At 74.2% G+C, this 16,972-nt stretch carries 15 protein-coding genes; 8 read left to right on the top strand and 7 right to left on the bottom strand.

What is annotated here, in order from left to right:
* Positions 1 to 10: 10 nt before the first annotated feature.
* Genes F7P10_RS39075 through F7P10_RS39060 form a run of 4 tightly spaced genes read left to right on the top strand, consistent with a single transcriptional unit; the run spans position 11 to position 3,804 of the window.
* Positions 11 to 1,735 (top strand): dihydroxyacetone kinase family protein, encoded by a 1,725-nt coding sequence (locus F7P10_RS39075; protein ID WP_151017041.1) that lies wholly within the window; start codon positions 11 to 13, stop codon positions 1,733 to 1,735.
* Positions 1,735 to 2,205: a ribose-5-phosphate isomerase gene (locus F7P10_RS39070; protein ID WP_151017040.1), complete on the top strand. Its 471-nt coding sequence runs from the start codon at positions 1,735 to 1,737 to the stop codon at positions 2,203 to 2,205. The genes F7P10_RS39075 and F7P10_RS39070 overlap by 1 nt, the downstream gene beginning before the upstream one ends.
* Complete coding sequence (locus F7P10_RS39065) at positions 2,192 to 2,962, top strand: triose-phosphate isomerase family protein (protein ID WP_151017039.1); 771 nt, start codon at positions 2,192 to 2,194, stop codon at positions 2,960 to 2,962. The genes F7P10_RS39070 and F7P10_RS39065 overlap by 14 nt, the downstream gene beginning before the upstream one ends.
* On the top strand, positions 2,959 to 3,804 hold the full coding sequence (locus F7P10_RS39060) for a DeoR/GlpR family DNA-binding transcription regulator (RefSeq protein WP_151017038.1): 846 nt from the start codon (positions 2,959 to 2,961) through the stop codon (positions 3,802 to 3,804). Before F7P10_RS39065 ends, F7P10_RS39060 begins: the two co-directional genes overlap by 4 nt.
* Before the next feature lie 64 nt (positions 3,805 to 3,868).
* Here F7P10_RS39060 and F7P10_RS39055 read toward each other — a convergent pair whose 3' ends face one another.
* The 3 genes from F7P10_RS39055 to F7P10_RS39045 are packed head-to-tail and all read right to left on the bottom strand — an operon-like array spanning position 3,869 to position 8,171.
* A complete protein-coding gene (locus F7P10_RS39055; protein WP_151017037.1) occupies positions 3,869 to 4,528 on the bottom strand; it encodes a TetR/AcrR family transcriptional regulator in 660 nt (219 codons plus the stop codon).
* Between the two features lie 44 nt (positions 4,529 to 4,572).
* Complete coding sequence (locus tag F7P10_RS39050; RefSeq protein ID WP_151017036.1) at positions 4,573 to 6,318, bottom strand: ABC transporter ATP-binding protein; 1,746 nt, start codon at positions 6,316 to 6,318, stop codon at positions 4,573 to 4,575.
* Entirely contained in the window at positions 6,315 to 8,171 is a 1,857-nt protein-coding gene (locus F7P10_RS39045; RefSeq protein ID WP_151017035.1) for an ABC transporter ATP-binding protein, read from the bottom strand. Before F7P10_RS39045 ends, F7P10_RS39050 begins: the two co-directional genes overlap by 4 nt.
* Before the next feature lie 425 nt (positions 8,172 to 8,596).
* Here F7P10_RS39045 and F7P10_RS39040 point away from each other — a divergent pair, with 425 nt between their 5' ends.
* Positions 8,597 to 9,034, top strand: a complete 438-nt coding sequence (locus tag F7P10_RS39040; RefSeq protein ID WP_151017034.1) for a Fur family transcriptional regulator — start codon at positions 8,597 to 8,599, stop codon at positions 9,032 to 9,034.
* Between the two features lie 231 nt (positions 9,035 to 9,265).
* Here the strand turns inward: F7P10_RS39040 and F7P10_RS39035 are convergent, their stop codons facing one another.
* Together F7P10_RS39035 and F7P10_RS39030 are read right to left on the bottom strand one after the other, a co-directional pair.
* Positions 9,266 to 10,096 (bottom strand): class I SAM-dependent methyltransferase, encoded by an 831-nt coding sequence (locus tag F7P10_RS39035; protein WP_151017033.1) that lies wholly within the window; start codon positions 10,094 to 10,096, stop codon positions 9,266 to 9,268.
* 535 nt (positions 10,097 to 10,631) lie between these two features.
* Positions 10,632 to 11,120 carry a hypothetical protein gene (locus F7P10_RS39030; protein WP_151017032.1) on the bottom strand — a complete coding sequence of 163 codons (489 nt, stop codon included), beginning with the start codon at positions 11,118 to 11,120 and terminating at the stop codon, positions 10,632 to 10,634.
* Positions 11,121 to 11,213: 93 nt separating this feature from the next.
* On the opposite strand from F7P10_RS39030, the gene F7P10_RS39025 reads away from it, so the two are divergent.
* Positions 11,214 to 11,921 (top strand): TetR/AcrR family transcriptional regulator, encoded by a 708-nt coding sequence (locus F7P10_RS39025; protein WP_151017031.1) that lies wholly within the window; start codon positions 11,214 to 11,216, stop codon positions 11,919 to 11,921.
* A gap of 139 nt (positions 11,922 to 12,060) precedes the next feature.
* Here F7P10_RS39025 and F7P10_RS39020 read toward each other — a convergent pair whose 3' ends face one another.
* Positions 12,061 to 13,212 carry a GTP-binding protein gene (locus F7P10_RS39020; protein WP_151017030.1) on the bottom strand — a complete coding sequence of 384 codons (1,152 nt, stop codon included), beginning with the start codon at positions 13,210 to 13,212 and terminating at the stop codon, positions 12,061 to 12,063.
* 71 nt (positions 13,213 to 13,283) lie between these two features.
* Here F7P10_RS39020 and rpmG point away from each other — a divergent pair, with 71 nt between their 5' ends.
* Positions 13,284 to 13,448 carry a 50S ribosomal protein L33 gene (gene rpmG, locus F7P10_RS39015; protein WP_151017029.1) on the top strand — a complete coding sequence of 55 codons (165 nt, stop codon included), beginning with the start codon at positions 13,284 to 13,286 and terminating at the stop codon, positions 13,446 to 13,448.
* Positions 13,449 to 13,482: 34 nt separating this feature from the next.
* Positions 13,483 to 13,734 (top strand): 30S ribosomal protein S18, encoded by a 252-nt coding sequence (gene rpsR, locus F7P10_RS39010; protein ID WP_151017028.1) that lies wholly within the window; start codon positions 13,483 to 13,485, stop codon positions 13,732 to 13,734.
* Between the two features lie 359 nt (positions 13,735 to 14,093).
* Here rpsR and F7P10_RS39005 read toward each other — a convergent pair whose 3' ends face one another.
* The gene (locus tag F7P10_RS39005) at positions 14,094 to 16,883 is read right to left on the bottom strand and encodes a LuxR C-terminal-related transcriptional regulator (RefSeq protein WP_254716247.1); all 2,790 of its coding nucleotides are present in this window, start codon (positions 16,881 to 16,883) and stop codon (positions 14,094 to 14,096) included.
* Positions 16,884 to 16,972: the final 89 nt, after the last annotated feature.

Genomic DNA, 16,972 nt, shown 5'->3' with positions numbered 1-16,972 from the left:
TGAAGGAGACATGAGCTACCTGTTCAACGATCCGGCGGCGTTCACCGACGAGATGATCGACGGTTTCGTGGCCGCGCACCGCGGGCTCGTCCGGCGCGTCCCCGGCGGCGTCGTCCGGGCCGCCCCCACCGAACCCGGCCAGGTGGCGGTGGTGATCGGCGGCGGCTCCGGCCACTATCCGGCCTTCGCCGGGCTGGTCGGCCCCGGGCTCGCGCACGGCGCGGCGATGGGCAACGTGTTCGCCTCACCGTCCGCGCAGCAGGTCCACTCGGTGGCCGGGGCCGCCGCGTCCGACGCGGGAGTCCTGCTCTGCTACGGCAACTACGCCGGCGACGTGCTGAACTTCGACCAGGCGCAGGAGCGGCTGCGGGCCGACGGGGTGCCGTGCCGGACGGTCGTCGTCACCGACGACGTCATGAGCGCGCCCGAGGCGGAGCGGCACCGGCGCCGCGGCATCGCCGGCGACCTGGCGGTGTTCCGGGCGGCGGGCTGGGCCGCCGCCCGGGGCGGCACGCTCGACGAGGTGGCGGCGCTGGCCGCCGCCGCGAACGAGCGGACCCGCTCGGTGGGCGCGGCGTTCACCGGCTGCACGCTGCCCGGCGAGTCCGCGCCGCTGTTCACCGTCCCGCCCGGCCGGATGGCGCTCGGCATGGGCATCCACGGCGAACCGGGGCTGGCCGACCTGCCGCTGCCCACCGCCGACGAGCTCGCCGGGCTGCTGGTGGAGCGGCTGCTGGAGTCGGCCCCGGACGGCGACCGCGTCGCGGTGATCGTCAACGGGCTCGGCGCGGTGAAGCACGAGGAGCTGTTCGTCCTGTACCGGGCCGTGTCGAGGCTGCTGGACGACCGCGGACTGCGCGTCGTGGCGCCCGAGGTCGGCGAGATGGTGACCAGCTTCGACATGGCGGGCGTCTCGCTCACCCTGATGTGGCTCACCGACGACCTGGAACGGGCGTGGACGTCGCCCGCCTGGACGCCCGCGTACCGCACCGGCGAGCTCGCGGTGCCCGTGCCCGCCCCAGCCGGGCGCACCGCGGACCCCGGTGCGCGCCGGGACGCCGTCGCGCCCGCGTCCGCGGCGTCGCGCGCCGCGGCCTGCGTCGTCGCGGACGCGCTGCTGGCCGCGGCCGACCGGATCGACGAGCGGGCCGCCGAACTAGGCCGGCTCGACGCGGTCTCCGGCGACGGCGACCACGGCATCGGGATGTCCCGGGGCGCCACCGCCGCCGCGCGGGCCGCCGCCGACGCGGCGGCCGCCGGGGCGGGCGCGCGCGCCACGCTCACCGGTGCCGCCGACGCGTGGGCCGACCGGGCCGGCGGGACGTCCGGCGCCCTCTGGGGCGTCGCGCTGCGCGCCGTCGCCGCCCGGCTCTCCGACACGGCCGCGCCCGGCGCCGCCGACCTCGCCGCCGGCGTCGCGGACGCCGCCGAGGCCGTCGGCGCGGCGGGGCGGGCCGAGGTCGGCGACAAGACGATGCTCGACGCGCTCGTCCCGTTCGCCTCCGCCCTCGGCGCGGCGGTCGAGGCGGGGGCGCCCGCCGCGAAGGCGTGGCCGTCGGCCGCGGAGGCCGCTGCGGGCGCCGCCGCGGCGACCGCGGACCTGGTGCCGCGCATCGGCCGCGCACGCCTGCACCCCGAGGCGAGCCGGGGCGAACCGGATGCCGGAGCCGTCTCTTTCGCCCTGGTGGTGGGGGCCGCGGGGGAGATCCTGAAACGCTGTACGGAGGAAATGTGATGTCAGAGCGGTTGCGGCTCGTGGTCGGTTCCGACGACGCCGGCCACACCTACAAGGAGATCCTCAAGAAAGACCTCGAGGAACACCCCGAAGTCCAACTGGTGACGGACGTCGGAGTGGACGCGACGGGCCGCACGCCGTACCCGACCGTCGCGATCGCGGCGGCCGAGCTGATCGCCGCCGGACGCGCCGACCGGGCGCTGCTCGTGTGCGGCACGGGCCTCGGCGTGGCGATTTCGGCGAACAAGGTCGCGGGAATCCGGGCGGTCACCGCGCACGACAGTTTCTCGGTTGAACGCGCCGTGCTCAGCAACAATGCGCAGGTCCTCACGTTCGGCCAGCGCGTGATCGGGATCGAGCTGGCGCGGCGGCTGGTGCGCGAGTGGCTGACGTACCGTTTCGACGAAACCTCCAAATCCGCCGAAAAGGTGGCCGTCATCTCGGATTATGAGCAGCATGGCATTGCCTAAACGACTCATCGGGGTGAGCCTGAAGATGTATCTGGATCCGCGCACCACCCTCGCCTGGAGCGAGCAGGTCGCCGACCTGGCCCGGCGGCATCCGGCGGTCGCGGGCGGCGACGTCGCGCTGTTCGTCTTCCCGGCCCTGCCCGCCCTGCCGAGCGTCATCGACGTGTTCGCGGGATCGGGGGTGGCCGTCGGCGCTCAGGACCTCTTCTGGGAGGACCGAGGCCCTTACACCGGCGGGGTCAGCGGCACGGACCTGAGCGAGATCGGGTGCACGATGGTCGAGGTCGGCCACATGGAGCGGCGCCGCGTCTTCGGTGAGGACGAGCCGACCGTGCGGCGCAAGCTGGCCGCCGCGCTGCGCAACCGGCTGCTGCCCGTCCTGTGCGTCGGCGAGAGCACCCCGATGCCGCCGCGGGAGGCGGCCGCCGTCTGCGCGGCGCAGCTCGGCTCCGCGCTCGCCGGCGTGACCCGCGGCCCCGACGACTCGGTGATCGTGGCCTACGAGCCGGCGTGGGCGATCGGTGCGGAGCGGTCCGCGGACAGCGACCACATCGGGGAGGTCACCGCCGCGCTGCGGCGGTGGCTCGGCGAGGCCGGCTGGCCGTCCGGGCACGCCAAGGTGATCTACGGGGGCAGCGCCGGGCCGGGCCTGCTCGGCACCATCGCCGACAGCGCGGACGGCCTGTTCCTCGGCCGCTCCGTGCACGAGGTGGGGGCGCTGGAGCAGGTCCTGGACGAGGCGATGGCGGTCGCATGAGCGGCGACCGCGGCCCCGCGGAGGCGGCGGGCGGGCGGCAGGCCCGCCAGCTCGCCCGCCAGCGGGCGATCACCGAGGCGGTCATGGCCGAGGGCGCCATCCGCATCGACGAGCTGGCCGAGCGGTTCGGCATCAGCCAGATGACCGTCCACCGCGATCTGGACGAGCTGGCGGGCCTCGGCGTGCTGCGCAAGCAGCGCGGCGTCGCGACGGCGCTGGCCACGAGCCTCGTCGAGTCCAGCGACGTCTACCGGTCGAACCAGCAGATGACCGAGAAGGAGTCGCTGGCCCGCGCCGCGCTCGACTTCATCTCCCCGGGGCAGGCCCTGTTCCTCGACGATTCCACGACGGTGCTGCAGATCGCCCCCCACCTGCGGCACCGCACCCCCCTCACGGTCATCACCAACGTGCTGACGCTCATCAACCAACTGCAGGCGACCCGCAACATCACCCTGCTGGGGCTCGGCGGGCAGTACTACAACTGGTGCAGCGCATTCATGGGGCGGATGACCATCCAGGCCATCTCGAACCTGCAGGCCGACACCTTCATCATGTCCACCGCGGCGATCACCGGGGACGTCGCCTACCACCAGTCCCTCGAAACGGTGGACATCAAGAGGGCGATGTTCGACGCCGCCAACGTCCGCATCCTGCTCGCCGACCACACCAAGTTCGAGAAGCGGGCGCTGCACGCGCTCGTCCCGCTCTCGGACTTCGACACGGTGATCGTCGACGCGGCCACCCCCGACGAGCACATCAAGCGCATGCAGGCGAAGGGCATCCACGTCGTCGTCGCTCCCAAGGACCCGCGCCCCGTCCTGCCGACCGCCGAGGAGCAGTGACCGGGACGGCGGCCCGGGTGGGGCCTCGCGCCGGCCGCCGCGCCGCATCGGGCGCGTCCGCTCGTCACCCGGCGTCGTGCCGGGCCGTCGGCGGGAGGAGGCCGTCCAGGACGCGCTGGAGGTTCTCGGGGAACCAGTCGCCGGGCGGTCCGGCGGGGACGCCGGCCACGACGGCGGCCAGGGTGGGGAAGGCGTCGGGGTCGCTCTCGCGGACCATCCGGCGTCCGATGGGGTCGTCCGGGGCATCCATGTGGCTGTCGAGGAGTTCGCCGACGGTGTAGTGCCACAGCAGCGCGAAGGCGACCCGGCTGTCGCGCGGCGTGAGACCGGCACGGCGGAGGGCCGCGAACATCCTTTCCAGGGCGGGAACGATCGAGGGCCCCGCGAGCTTGTCGGTGACGATCAGCCCGATGGCCCACGAGTCGCGGCACAGGGCGTCGTGGATCGCGGTGAGCACGGCGGTGATCTCCGCGCGGGGGTCGCTCGCGGGCGGCGGCCACGCCACACCGCGGGCGACCTCGTCGAGCATGGCCAGCAGCAGGGCCTGCCGGTCGGGGATGTGCCGGTACAGCGTCATCGGGGCGGTGCCGAGCTCGTCGGCCAGCCGCCGCATCGTCACCGCCTGCAGGCCGTCGTCGCGCGCCAGCCGCATGGCGCGCGCGACGATCTTGTGCTGGTCGACGCGGCGGCGTGGTGATCGGGTGACGATGGCGGGGTCCTTCACGGCCGGTGGTGCTCCTCCCCGTGACCCTACTGCCGGCCCGGCGATCACGCGGTGGAGGACGGTACGCGCCACCGGCGCGCGCGGGTCTGCGCGGCCCACATGGCGGCGTAGCGGCCGCCGGCGCCGATCAGCTCGGTGTGCGTGCCGCGTTCGGTGATCCGGCCCTCCTCGAGGACGAGGATCTGGTCGGCCCCGGCGACGGTCGTCAGGCGGTGCGCGATGACCAGGACGGTCTTGTCGGCCACGAGCGCGTCGATGGCCTTCTGGACGGCGACCTCGCTCTCGGTGTCGAGCGCCGCTGTGGGCTCGTCCAGCAGGACGATCGGGGCGTCCTTGAGGATCGCGCGGGCGATGGAGATCCGCTGGCGCTCCCCGCCCGACAGCGCCCCGCCGATCTCGCCGACCCTGGTGTCGTAGCCGTCCGGCAGGCGGCGGACGAAGTCGTGGACGTTCGCGGCGCGGGCCGCCGCCTCGATCTGCTCGTCGGTGGCGTCCGGGCGGGCCGTGGCGATGTTGGCACGGACGGTGTCGTCGAACAGGTAGACGTCCTGGAACACCACCGACACGTGCCGGTAGATCTCGGCGGGATCGAGGTCGCGCAGGTCCACCCCGCCGATCCGGACGGTGCCGGAGTCGGGGTCGGCGTAGCGGGTGAGCAGCCGGGTGATCGTGGTCTTGCCCGAACCGGACGGCCCGACGAGCGCGGTCAGCCCGCGCTCCGGCGCGGTGAACGACACCTCCCGCAGCACCGGCGACCCTTCGTAGGCGAAGGCGACGTCGTCGAAGGCCAGGTCGAAGCTCTCGATCCGGGCTTCGGCGTCGCCGACCGGCAGGGGCTCGGTGTCGAGCACCTCCCCGACGCGTTCGAGCGCGGCGTCGGTGATCTCGAAGACCTGCGTCATCGACGACGCGGTGGCCAGCGGCTCGGCGAACCGGACGGCGCCCGCGACCACCGCCAGCAGCAGGGCGGGGGTCAGCCGCGCGTCCAGGACCAGCGCCGCGCCCAGCGCCACCACGGCGACCAGGCACAGCTGGACGACGCTGGAGGCCAGCAGGGCGGGCCAGGTCGTCCGGTTCTGGTTGGCGGCCATCGCCTCCCCCTGCGCGGTCAGCGCGTCGGCCAGCCGCCGGGACCGCCGGCCCGCCTGCCCGGTGGCCTTGAGCACCGGCAGCCCCTGGACGTACTCGACGATCCGGTCGGCGGCCCTCGCGTCGGCGGCGTCGACCTCGCGGAGACCGACGCCGGAGAGCCGCTGCAACCGGCGGACGAAGAACACCGCGAACGGGACGGAGACGGCCAGGACCAGGCCCAGGCGCCAGTCCACCGCCACGATGATCAGCCCGAGCACCGCCGGAACCGTGACCAGTTGCATGAACAGCAGCCCCATCGTGGAGATGCCCATGGTGGCGTTGGCGACGTTGCCGCCCACGACGGTGGTGAGGTCGCCGGCGGCACGCCGCTCCAGTTCGCGCTGGGGCATGGTGCGCAGCTTGTCGCCGAGCCGCAGCCGGGCGTCGGCGAGCACGTCGGCCCATTTGCCGTACTGGAAGTTCAGCTCGTGCAGCCGCAGCACCGTCTCGACCACGTAGCAGGCCGCGAACACCCCGAACCAGGTCCACGCCGCGCTCTCGTCCACATCTGGGCGGGTCAGCTCGTACAGCAGGGGGATCAGCGTCGCGTACGCGGCGGCCTGGACGAGCGAGGCCGCCAGCGACGACTGCAGGGTCCGCACGAACTCCCGCCGGTGGCCGCCGGCGGCGAGCATCATCAGGCGCAGGATCCTTCTCATCGCGTCACCTCCGGGTCGTTCGCCGCACCGAGCCCCCAGGTCCGGGCGCGCTGATGGTGTTCCCACAGCCGCGCGTACCGGCCGTCGGTGCGCAGCAGTTCCTCGTGGGTGCCGCGTTCGGCGACGCGGCCGGAGTCCAGGACGACGATCTGGTCGGCGTCGACCACCGTCGACAGCCGGTGCGCGATCACCACGACGGTGCGGCCGCGGGTGAGCTCGGCGACGGCGTCCTGGATCGCCGCCTCGTTCTCCGGGTCGGCGAACGCCGTCGCCTCGTCCAGCACGACGATCGGCGCCTCGGCGAGCATCGCGCGGGCGATCGTGATCCGCTGCCGCTGCCCGCCCGACAGCCGCGCGCCGCGCTCGCCGACCGCCGTGCCGTAGCCGTCCGGCAGCTCGGAGACGATGAAGTCGTGGGCCTGCGCGGCCCGCGCGGCCGCCTCCACTTCGGCGTCGCTCGCCTCGGGACGCGCGAGCCTGATGTTGGCGGCGACGGTGTCCGCCACCAGGAACGGGTCCTGGAACACGATCGACACATGGCGCAGCAGGGCATCGGTGGAGATGCGGCGTACGTCCGTCCCGCCGACCACGACCTCGCCCTCGTCGACGTCCCAGAACCGCGGGATCAGCCGCGCGACCGTCGACTTGCCCGACCCGGACGGGCCGACCAGCGCGCACACCGTCCCGGCGGGGATGTCGAGGTCGACGCCGTCGAGCGCCGGGCGGCCGCCGGTTCCGGGACCGTAGGAGAAGCGGACGCCGCGGAACCGGATCGAGGCGCCGGCCGGACGCTCCGGCCGTTCGGGCTCGGGCAGCGGCGGCATCTCCAGGACCTCGGCGATGCGGGCGGCCCCCGCCTTGGAATCGTTGAGGTAGCCGTTCAGCCACATCAGGGGGACGACCGACTCGATCGGCAGCGTCCCGATGATCAGCGCCACCACCAGCGTCGCGGGGGACATCGATCCGGCCGCGGTCAGCCACACCCCGACCGCCAGGATGATCAGCAGCGCCGGCAGCGGGGCCATCAGCGCTCGCGAGTAGAGCATCGAGGCCCGGCTCTTGTCCTGCCAGGCCACGGTGGCGCGGGTGAAGTCGTGCACCCGGTCGGCGAACCGGCGGAACGACGACGTCCCGTCGTCGAACGTCCGCACCACGGGCATCCCCTGCACGAACTCCACCACCGCCGCGTTGATCGCCTCGTTGGCGTCGTCATAGGCCCGCCGCGTCTCGGCGAAATCGCGCATCGCCAGCGACATCCCGACCATCACGATCGGCAGGAGTACCAGCACCGCCAGCAGCAGCCGCCAGTCGAGCAGCCCGAGCACCACCAGCGCGGCCACCGGCTGCGCGATCATGAAGCCGACCAGCGGTACCGAGTCGGCGATGACGATGTGCAGGGCGCGCACGTCGTCGTGCATCACCTTCTTCGCCCGCCCCGAGCCGAGCCGCTGGGCCTCACCGAGGGGGATCCGCGCCAGCTGCTCGGCGAGGCGCGCACGCAGCTCCACTTCGAGATCGAAGGACGCCATGTGGGAGATGCGGAACGACCACGCGCGGAGCCCGAACCGGCCCAGCAGGCCGGCCAGCGCACCGGCGAGCAGCCAGGACAGCGTCGGCCCGTGGGGATCGGCTTCCAGCACCTCTTTCAGCGCCAGCGCGACGAACGCGAACCCGGCCACCCCCACGACGGCCCCCGCCGCCGCCAGCGCGACCGACACCGTCAGCCGCCGCCGTACCGGTTCCGCCACGATGCGCAGCGCGCGCCCCGGATCGGGCCCTGTGCCGGGCGGGGGCGGGGCGGGCGGGTCGGCCACCCGATCCGGGACCTGCGCCTGGGAGGTCGTAGCCGGCATCGTCGGGCTCCTTCCGGTTCACCGATGCGAACCCATCGATCACGATCACGATTAACTTAGGTGAGCCTAATACTATGCGTACGCCGTTAACAACCGACGAGCGCCGCTCTTCCGAATCGGCGCCAGGTTGCCACAGTCGTCCGTACAGGATCCGATGCCCCTTCGAGCACCTACGACCTCGCACCGGTGGCGAGACACCGGCCGACGAACCCCTGACCGCCCGCCTCGATCGCGACTCACATGGAACGCCGTACGCAAGCGAACGCGACACCGGCCAGGTGAACAGGGACACCGCACGTCCAGGCAGAGCCTCACCAAGGACGATCCGCGCCATCCCGCATGCGAGTTTGCCGAAACACCCGGCCATGTCGATAATGGAATTCATTTTCATCAGCGACACGCGCGCCCCGCGTGGAGGGATGCACATGAGCCGCGAGCCGATCAGGCAGGCGCCGGGCGAGCCCCCGGCCGGACGCTGGTCGCGGCGGCGTGTCGCCATCGCCCGGATCCTCGCCGAGTGCGAGGACTTCGTCTCGGCCCAGCGGCTGCACGCCGTCGCCGCCGAAGGAGGACTCCGGGTGGGGTTGACGACGGTCTACCGCGCGCTGCGCGAACTCGAGGCGCACGGCCGGGTCGACGTCGTGCGCGACGGGGGCGGCGAGCGGCTGTACCGCATGCGCCCCTCCGGCGAGCACGCTCATTACCTGCTGTGCCGATCCTGTGGTCACAGCCGAGCGGTGGACGCGGCGGTGGTGGAGACCTGGGCCGAAGACGTCAGTGAGACCGCCGGATTCGACGAGGTCGAGCACACGGTCGAACTCACCGGCATCTGCACCGGTTGCCGCCGCGGACCTCCGGATTGATCACCGCACCGATGGCTGGTTCCGGCCGTCCCGGCGCGCGCGTGCCGGCCCCTCGGCCGGCGGCGGGCGCCGGAACCGAGAGCGCGGCGCCCCCTCCCCCTCCCGGCGCCGCCGCTCGCGCGCGGGCGGTCTCGCCCCGGCGAGACCGCCCGCGCACTCCGGCGCGTTCCTCGCCGTCCGCGGGCGGTGCCCCGACCGCCGCGTCACGGACGCCGGCGCCGGCGCGCACCGTCAGACCGTCCCCACCACGACGAGCGACGCGGCGTCAAGCGCCCGGACGTTCTCGGCGTCCAGCGCGTCGAGGAACCGGTCCCGTACCCGGTCGCGGACCTCCTCGTCGAGATCGATCACCATCGCGCGAAAACCGCTGCCGAGCACGAGGTTCCAGGCGTTGTCGCGGTCGAGCGGCACCGTCCGGTCGATGCGGTGCACCCGCACGTCCGAGAGCCCGAGCCCGGCGGCCCACCGCGCGAGCGCGTCGGCGGTGTCGATCCGGCGGCTGGCACGCCGGGCAGGCGGCTCGGCCCGCTCGGCCTCCTCCTCCGGAAGCCGCGGGCGCTCGGCGCTCAGGCTGCGGAACAGCAGCGCGCCGAACTCCTCCAGTGCTCCCTCCGCCCACGTGGCGACGGTGAACCGGCCGCCCGGACGCAGCATCCCCGACAGCCGCCGGGCCGAGGCGTCCATGTCGGGCAGGAAGAACACGCCGTACCCGCACAGGAGCAGGTCGTACGGCCGGGCGGCGGACCACCCGGCGACATCGTCCACGTGGAACCGCACGTGGTCCAGCCCTTCCGCGACGGCGCGCCGCCGCCCTAGGTCGACCAGCCCCGCGGCCAAGTCCACCGCGTCCACGCGACCCGTCGCGCCGACCGCCCGGCCCGCCGCGATCGCCGACGCGCCCGCCCCGCAGCAGGCGTCCAGCACCCGCTCCCCGTGGGCCGGGGCGACGCGCTCCACGTACTCCTCGCCGAGCGGATCCCAGAGCAGGGACGCGGCGGCGCCGTGATCGCGGGCGGCGGCGTCGAAGACCTCGGCCGTCCGGGGTGCTCGAGACGAAGACATCCGTTCTCCTTGTTCTCTGCCGTTCGGCGCGAATGGGCCGCGTTCGACGGCCGCCATCGGCAGGACGGCCGGGCGAACGCTCGTGCGCGCAAATGATAACTATTTTCGCTGTAGGAAGTGGACACGGAAGCGAAGAACGCGCACGCACGTGGGGAGCATCGATGACCGAGCGGCCCTTCACCATCGCCGCATGCCTGACGGTGCCGATATGACGGTGCCGATATGACGGTGCCGATATGACGGTGCCGATATGACGGTGCCGATATGACGGTGCCGATATGACGGTGCCGATTCGCACGCACCCGGCGACGGTCCCCGCGGCGATGGACCGGTCCGGGGCCGGTCCACCGTCTCCGGCGTCGGCTCGCTCACGCCGTCGCCGCTCGCCTGGGCCGGCCTCGTGCCCGGCGCTCGCGCCCGCCACCACGACGTCCTGGAACGCGCCCCGTCCGGGATCGCCGCCGGTCTCCATCGCCGGGGAGCGAACGCTCGTTCCGCGCCGCCTCGTCCGTGCCCGGCGGGGAACCGCCGCGCCCTAGTGCACCGGCGCCGGGTGCGCGTAGCGGGGACCGGTGGGGAGCAGGTGGCGGTGGACGAGCTTGTGCCAGCGGCGCTGGCGGTAGCGGTAGATCCCGGCGGCCGCGAGGGCGACGAGGCCGGTGAGGCGTCCGGCGTCGACCTCGACGGTGTCGCTGTAGCGGCAGGTGTTCTCACCGGCCGGTTCGACGTGCAGAGTGTGGTTCCAGGCCCGCAGGAAGCCGCCGTGCTCGCGCGAGCGCACGGTCCGGGCGGCCGGGTCGACCTCGACCACGTGGATGGTGTGGCGTGACAGCGGGACCAGATGCACCAGCATGAGCCATCCGGTTCCGCACTCCCCCTCCCGGATCGGGTCGGTCCGGCCGGCCAGCGCGGGGAAGCCGAACAGCCCGCGCGTGACGTAGAGGAACGAGGCGGTGTGCTGCATCGCCTGCCAGACCCGGTCGGCGGAGGTCGGCAGTTCGGTCTGGACGTGGACGGTCTTCACGGCGTCTCCGAGGCGAAAGGTTAGGGTTGCCTAATCAGGATTGTGGGCGGCCGTCCGGCGCCCCGACAACTCGCTTTTCAGGAGGTCGCATCCGTGCCGGAAAAACGACTGCGGCCCAGGAAAAGCCCAGGTCAGCAGCGGGCTCTGGAAACCAGGCAACGGCTGCTCGACGCGGCTGCTCACGTTTTCTCCGAGTACGGCTACAGCGCGGGCACCACGAACCGAATCGCCGAGGCCGCCGGGCACTCGATCGGCTCGCTGTACCAGTACTTCCCGAACAAGGACGCCATCCTGGTGGAACTGTCCACCGCCCACGCGCGGGCCGGGGTCGCCGGCGTCGTCCGGCTCCTGGACGGCGGGGCGCTGCCGGACCGTCTGGAGGACAAGATCCGGCTGTTCGTCCGCGCGGCCATCGACAACCACCGCGACGACCCGTCCCTGCACCGCGTGCTGTTCGAGGAAGCACCGCGTCCACCGGAACTGCTGGAGTTCCTCCGCGCCGCGCAACTGCGGGCCGTCGCGGCCACCGAGGAACTGCTGGCCGCCGACCCCCGGGTCACCGTGACCGACATCCCCATGGCGGCGCGCCTCGTGGTGACGTCCATCGAATCCCAGGTGCATCGCTTCACCGCCGACGCCGGCCTCGAGAACGTCGACGCGTTCGAGAACGAACTGGTCGCCATGCTCGTGCGCTACCTGACCCCGCAGCCGCCCGGCCCGGGTCGAGTCGACGGCGACGGCCCGCACCCGCACCCCCGTCCCGACCACCGCGAGCCGCGGATCACGCGCCCGCCTCGATGACGGCTCTACTACTCACCGGTCGCCGGGTCTGGCCGCCGGCCATGCGCACCGGCGCGCTGGGCCGGCCCGCCGCACCGGGGCCCGGCCCGATGGATCGCCCGGCCCGCGGCGGCGCCGCCGGTACGGCCGCGGGCCGGTCTCATGCGGTGGCGTCGAGGTCGAGGAGGTCGGCGAAGGGATCGTCGAGGCCGGTGGCGGGCTCGCCGGGTTCGAGCAGGCAGCCGTCGAGCAGCGCGTCGAGCCGTTCCTGGTCGAGGGCGGGTCCGGTGAAGACCAGGTGCTGGACGCGGTCGCCCCGTTCGGCCGTCCAGTCCATCGCGGCGGCGAGCCTGCGGGCGGGCGGGACGGCGTCCCAGGCCGAGTCGGGGAGGGCGGCGAGCCACGGTCCACTGTCCTCGACGGTGACGATCCCGGCCACCGCGTCCCACGCCAGCATGCGGTCGGGGCGGTTGGCGAGCCAGAACCGGCCGCGGCTGCGCACGGATTCGGTGGCGAGCGTGTCCATGACGTCGAAGAACCGGGCCGGGTGCAGGGGGGCGATGCGATGCCACACCACCGTGTCGGCCGCCGGGGTGTGCGTCCGGCAGGGCAGCTGCGCGGTCGCGGGGTCGACGCGGGCCGCCAGCTCGTGGGTGCACAGGGCGGGACCGTCGAGCGGCGGAAGCGGCTCGCCGGGCATGACGACCGGGGTCATGCCCGCGAGATGCCCGAGCAGCTCACGGCACAGCTCCAGATCCTCCTCGTCGACGGGGGGCAGCGGAGGAAGCGGCGTCTGCGGAACGACGAGCGCGGTGGCGTACTCGATCTGGTGGGCCAGCACCTCGGCCACGTAGCGCCGGTCGCCGGGCGCGCACGGCTTGCCCGCGTCGGCCAGCAGCTCGCCGCGGCAGATGTCGCTGGGCGTGTGTTCGGGATCCACCGCGGTCAGCACGCCGGTGAGCCGCAGTTCGCCGCCCCACCCCGGATGGTCGAGGGCTTCGGCGACCGACCGGGGTTCGACGCCGTCCCACAGATCCACCACCAGCAACTCGGCATGATCCGCGTAGCGGATCAGCCGGGGGATCAGATCCTCGCGCACGGTGCAGGTCACGCAGCCGTGCTCCAGCCGGACCAGGGCACGTTCGAGCGTCGCGTCGGCGTTCCGGACGGTGCGTGTCACCAGTCCGCCGGTGATCGAGCGCAGGTCGTGGTGGATCGCCACGGCTCCCGGGCTCTCGCGCAGCAGCCGGTCGACCACGGTGCCGCGTGCCGTGCCGTGCAATCCGGCCACCAGCACCACGGGAACGGACATCGCGTCCTCCTGTGTTGAAAATGAAAACGGTTGTCATTACTATGGCATACCTCGCTCGAAGAGGGGATGCGATGGCCCGCAACGAACTCCGGCCGGTGATCAAGCTTCGCTCCACCGCCGGCACCGGTCACACGTACGTGACCCGCAAGAACCGCAGGAACGACCCCGACCGGCTCACCCTGCGCAAGTACGACCCGATCGTCCGCAGGCACGTGCCGTACCGGGAGGAGCGCTGATCACGGTGAGCCGGATCCCGGAAGGAGAACCCGCTTGACCTCCCCCCGCCCTCGCCGCGGCGAGCGGCGCCGCAAGGCGAACCCGCTGCACGGCGTGACCAGCATCGACTACAAGGACGTGGACCTGCTGCGACGGTTCATCTCCGATCGCGGCAAGATCCGCAGCCGCCGCGTCACCGGTGTGACCGTCCAGCAGCAGAAACAACTCGCCAAGGCCGTCAAGAACGCCCGCGAGATGGCCCTGCTCCCCTACGGCTCCCGTCCGCCCACCCGAAGTGGCCGCTGACGGCCCGAACGATGCCGGTCCGCGCCGCTGCCGCAACGAGGTCCCGCCCATGCGCGGCGGCCGAGCCGCCTCCCTGCGCGGATGACGGCCCGCCCGGTACACCGGCCGTTCGGCATCACGTTCAGAGCCCGGTCCGACTACCTCCACGACGGGCACCGTCACGCGGTCCACGCGGGCCACTGGGACGAGCACTGAGCCCGTCCCGGCTCAGGCCCGGGGTCACCGAACCGACGAGCGCCGGACGGCGCGAGCCGTGTCGCGGCTCGTCGACGCGGTCGGGCCGTCCCCACCCTGAGGTCGGCGAGCGGCGTGCCCGGCGACGGCGCCATCGCGGCGCCGTCGCGCCGGTGAGCACGCCGCTAGGTGTACTCCGCCATGGGGGCGATGCCGAGGCCGGCGAGGGCGGCCGCGCCGCGGGCGGCGTGCCCGCCGCCCGCGAGCACCAGGGTCCGGGCGGACTGGTAGCGGCAGCCGGCGGCGTCGAACGCGTCCACCGTGGCGAGCAGCCGCTTCGGGTCGGCGTCGAGGAGCGCCTCGGCGCGGTCGACGATCGCGCCCGCGACCGGGTTCCCCGAGGTGAGGTCCCGGGCGGCGGCGAGGCGGTCGCGGGCGGCGGGGCTCCCGGCGAGGACGGCGGCCTCCGCGCGCAGCGCGACGTACCAGTGGAGCCAGACCCAGGTGACCCACCTCCACACCTCGCCGGGCTCGGGGGCCGTCCGCTCCAGCGCCTCGGCCGCGCGGCCCCGGTGGAGCAGGAGCATCGCGTCGAAGACCGCGCCGTGGCCGTGGACGCGGTTCGGCGACGTCCCGAACCGCTCCACGACGGTGCCCCACTCGTCCCCGGCGTCCGGGTCGTCGCGGAGGCCGTGGACCATCGCGACCGCGGCCACCGCCGGGTCGAGGTCCGGCCGCACCGGGGCGCCGCTCCGCCGCCACGCGTCCAGGAACCGGACGGCGCCGGTACGCACGGCCTCGACGTCGCCCGCCAGGGCGTCGGCGACCAGCAGCCAGCTCGTCGCGCGGTGCCCCACCTCGGCGAGCGACGGGTGGTCGGCGAGCCGCCGCGCCCAGCGGCGGGCGCCGGGCAGGTCTCCGACGCCGATACCGGTCTGCGCCGCCTCGCCGAGGGCCTGGACGAGCTCGTGGGTGACGGCGGGCGTGGCCGGGGCGGACGTTAGGAGGGTGACGCGGCGGCGGGCGGTGGCGGCGGTGGCGAACGCGTCGCCGACCCAGCTCTGGACGGCGGCGAGCGCGTCGAGCGCGGCGGACTCGGCGGGCGCGTCGCCGGTGCGGCGGGCGAGTTCGACGGCGCGCTCGGCGCGCGCGAGGGTCTCCGCCACGGTGTCGTCGTGCGGGTCCTGGTCGGCGCCGAACGCGTCGGCGACCGACGCGGCCTCGGCGAGCGCGACGGCCGCGCGGGCGGCGGGGTCCTCGCCCGCGGGTCCGCGCGCCTCGGCGATCAGGGCGAGCGCCTCGTCCGGGGACGGCGGCCGGACGAACGTGCCCGAGAACCGGTACACGGTGACGGCGGCGGTCGCCAGGTCGGCGGCGGCGCGGGCGGCGGCGCCGGCCCGGCGGGCGGCGTCGGCGGCGGCCCGGTGCAGGCGGTACATGTCGTCGCCGTGCATCCGGCACCCGGCGACCGCCGCGGCGTGCCGCAGCATCGCGGCGGCGACGGCGGGGTCGGCGGCGAGCGCGGCGGCCTGCTCGTACCGCTGCTGCGACTCGCCGACCAGGTTGCGGGTGAAGGCGAGCTCCGCCAGGTACCGCGCGAGGTCGTGCGCCTCCGCTCGGTGGCCGGCCTCGTCGGCCGCCCACGCGAGCGCGGCGCGCAGGTCGTCGGCGACGGCGTCGAACCGGGGCCGCCAGTCCTCTCCGGGGACGGCGAGGCCGGCGGCCGCGGCCAGGCACCAGCGAAGGTGCCGGGCCCGCGTGGCCGCCGGCTCGCCCGCCTCGGCGAGCCGTTCCGTCCCGTACTGGCGGATCGTCTCGAGCGCCCGGTACTCGGTCCCGCCTGCGGCCGGCCGCACGACCAGCAGGCTCTGCTCCGCGAGGCGGGCGAGCCCGTCCGCGACGACGCCCGCGTCGGCCCCGGCGACCTCCGCCGCCGCGGCGGCGGTGAACGGCGCCACGAACACCGACACGCGCCGCAGCAGCTCCTGGTCGGCCGGTTCCAGCAGGTTGTGGCTCCAGTCGACCGCGGCCCGCACCGACCGGTGCCGGTCGTCGGCGCGGGACCCGCCGGTCAGCATCCGCAGCGGGTGGGACAGGGCGGCGGTGAGGCCGTCCAGGCCGAGCGCGGGATACCGGGCGGCGGCCAGCTCGATCGACAGCGCCATGCCGTCCAGCCGCTCGCAGATCGAGCGGATGTGGTCGTGCAGGGGCGGGTCCAGCGGCCAGCCGATCGCGGACGCCCGTTCCTTGAACAGCGCGACCGCGTCGGACTCGCCGTCGTCGCGCAGCGACAGCGGCGGCACCGGGTAGGCGCGCTCGAACGGCACCATCAGCCGCGCCCGGCTCGTCGCCAGCACCGCCGCCCGGGGGCACGCCGCGAGCAGCCGCTCCAGGAACGGCGCCACGCCGTCCCGCACCTGCTCGCAGTTGTCCAGGACGAGCAGGACGTGCCGGTCGGCCAGCGCCGCGACCACCGACTCGGTCATGCCGCGGCCGGGCTGCTCGCCGAGCCCGAGCGCGCCCGCGACGGCGTCCGCGACCATCCCCGGGTCGGTGACCGGCACCAGATCGACGAACCACACCCCGTCCTCGAACGCGGCGGTCGCGTCCGCGGCGACCGCCAGCGCGAGCCGGGTCTTGCCGACGCCGCCGGGCCCCACCGCGGTCACCTGCCGGTGCGCCCGGACCGCCGCGCCGAGCTCGGCGCGCTCGCTCGCCCGGCCGACGAACGACGTCAGCGGGGCGGGCAGGACGGGCGCCGGGCGCGCCGCGGCGGCGGGACGGCTCGCGGCGGCCCGCCCGGCGAGCGCCCGCCGGTCCGGGACGTCCAGCTTCCGCAGCAGGGCGGACACATGGCTCTCGACGGTGCGGACCGAGATGAACAGCCGCGCCGCGATCTCGGCGTTACTGAGGTGGTCCCCCACCAGTTCCAGCACTTCGGCCTCGCGGGGCGAAACATCCATTGTGACGGCCACCGCCCCATTCTGCCGCAGCCGCTCCGTGGCGCGTGGTCCGTGCCCCGGCTCCGTGGTCGGCTCCGTGGTCGGCACGGATGTGGCGGGAG

It is taken from the genome of Actinomadura sp. WMMB 499 (genome assembly GCF_008824145.1).
Taxonomy (GTDB): domain Bacteria; phylum Actinomycetota; class Actinomycetes; order Streptosporangiales; family Streptosporangiaceae; genus Spirillospora.
This window is presented reverse-complemented; position numbering and strand designations above follow the sequence as displayed.

Excerpts from the sequence above, each read along its gene's own strand:
- F7P10_RS39075 (WP_151017041.1), top strand. The coding sequence starts at position 11 with ATGAGCTACCTGTTCAACGATCCGGCGGCGTTCACCGACGAGATGATC.
- F7P10_RS39070 (WP_151017040.1), top strand. The coding sequence starts at position 1,735 with ATGTCAGAGCGGTTGCGGCTCGTGGTCGGTTCCGACGACGCCGGCCAC.
- F7P10_RS39065 (WP_151017039.1), top strand. The coding sequence starts at position 2,192 with ATGGCATTGCCTAAACGACTCATCGGGGTGAGCCTGAAGATGTATCTG.
- F7P10_RS39060 (WP_151017038.1), top strand. The coding sequence starts at position 2,959 with ATGAGCGGCGACCGCGGCCCCGCGGAGGCGGCGGGCGGGCGGCAGGCC.
- F7P10_RS39050 (WP_151017036.1), bottom strand. The coding sequence starts at position 6,318 with ATGAGAAGGATCCTGCGCCTGATGATGCTCGCCGCCGGCGGCCACCGG.
- F7P10_RS39045 (WP_151017035.1), bottom strand. The coding sequence starts at position 8,171 with ATGCCGGCTACGACCTCCCAGGCGCAGGTCCCGGATCGGGTGGCCGAC.
- F7P10_RS39040 (WP_151017034.1), top strand. The coding sequence starts at position 8,597 with ATGAGCCGCGAGCCGATCAGGCAGGCGCCGGGCGAGCCCCCGGCCGGA.
- F7P10_RS39035 (WP_151017033.1), bottom strand. The coding sequence starts at position 10,096 with ATGTCTTCGTCTCGAGCACCCCGGACGGCCGAGGTCTTCGACGCCGCC.
- F7P10_RS39020 (WP_151017030.1), bottom strand. The coding sequence starts at position 13,212 with ATGTCCGTTCCCGTGGTGCTGGTGGCCGGATTGCACGGCACGGCACGC.
- rpmG (WP_151017029.1), top strand. The coding sequence starts at position 13,284 with ATGGCCCGCAACGAACTCCGGCCGGTGATCAAGCTTCGCTCCACCGCC.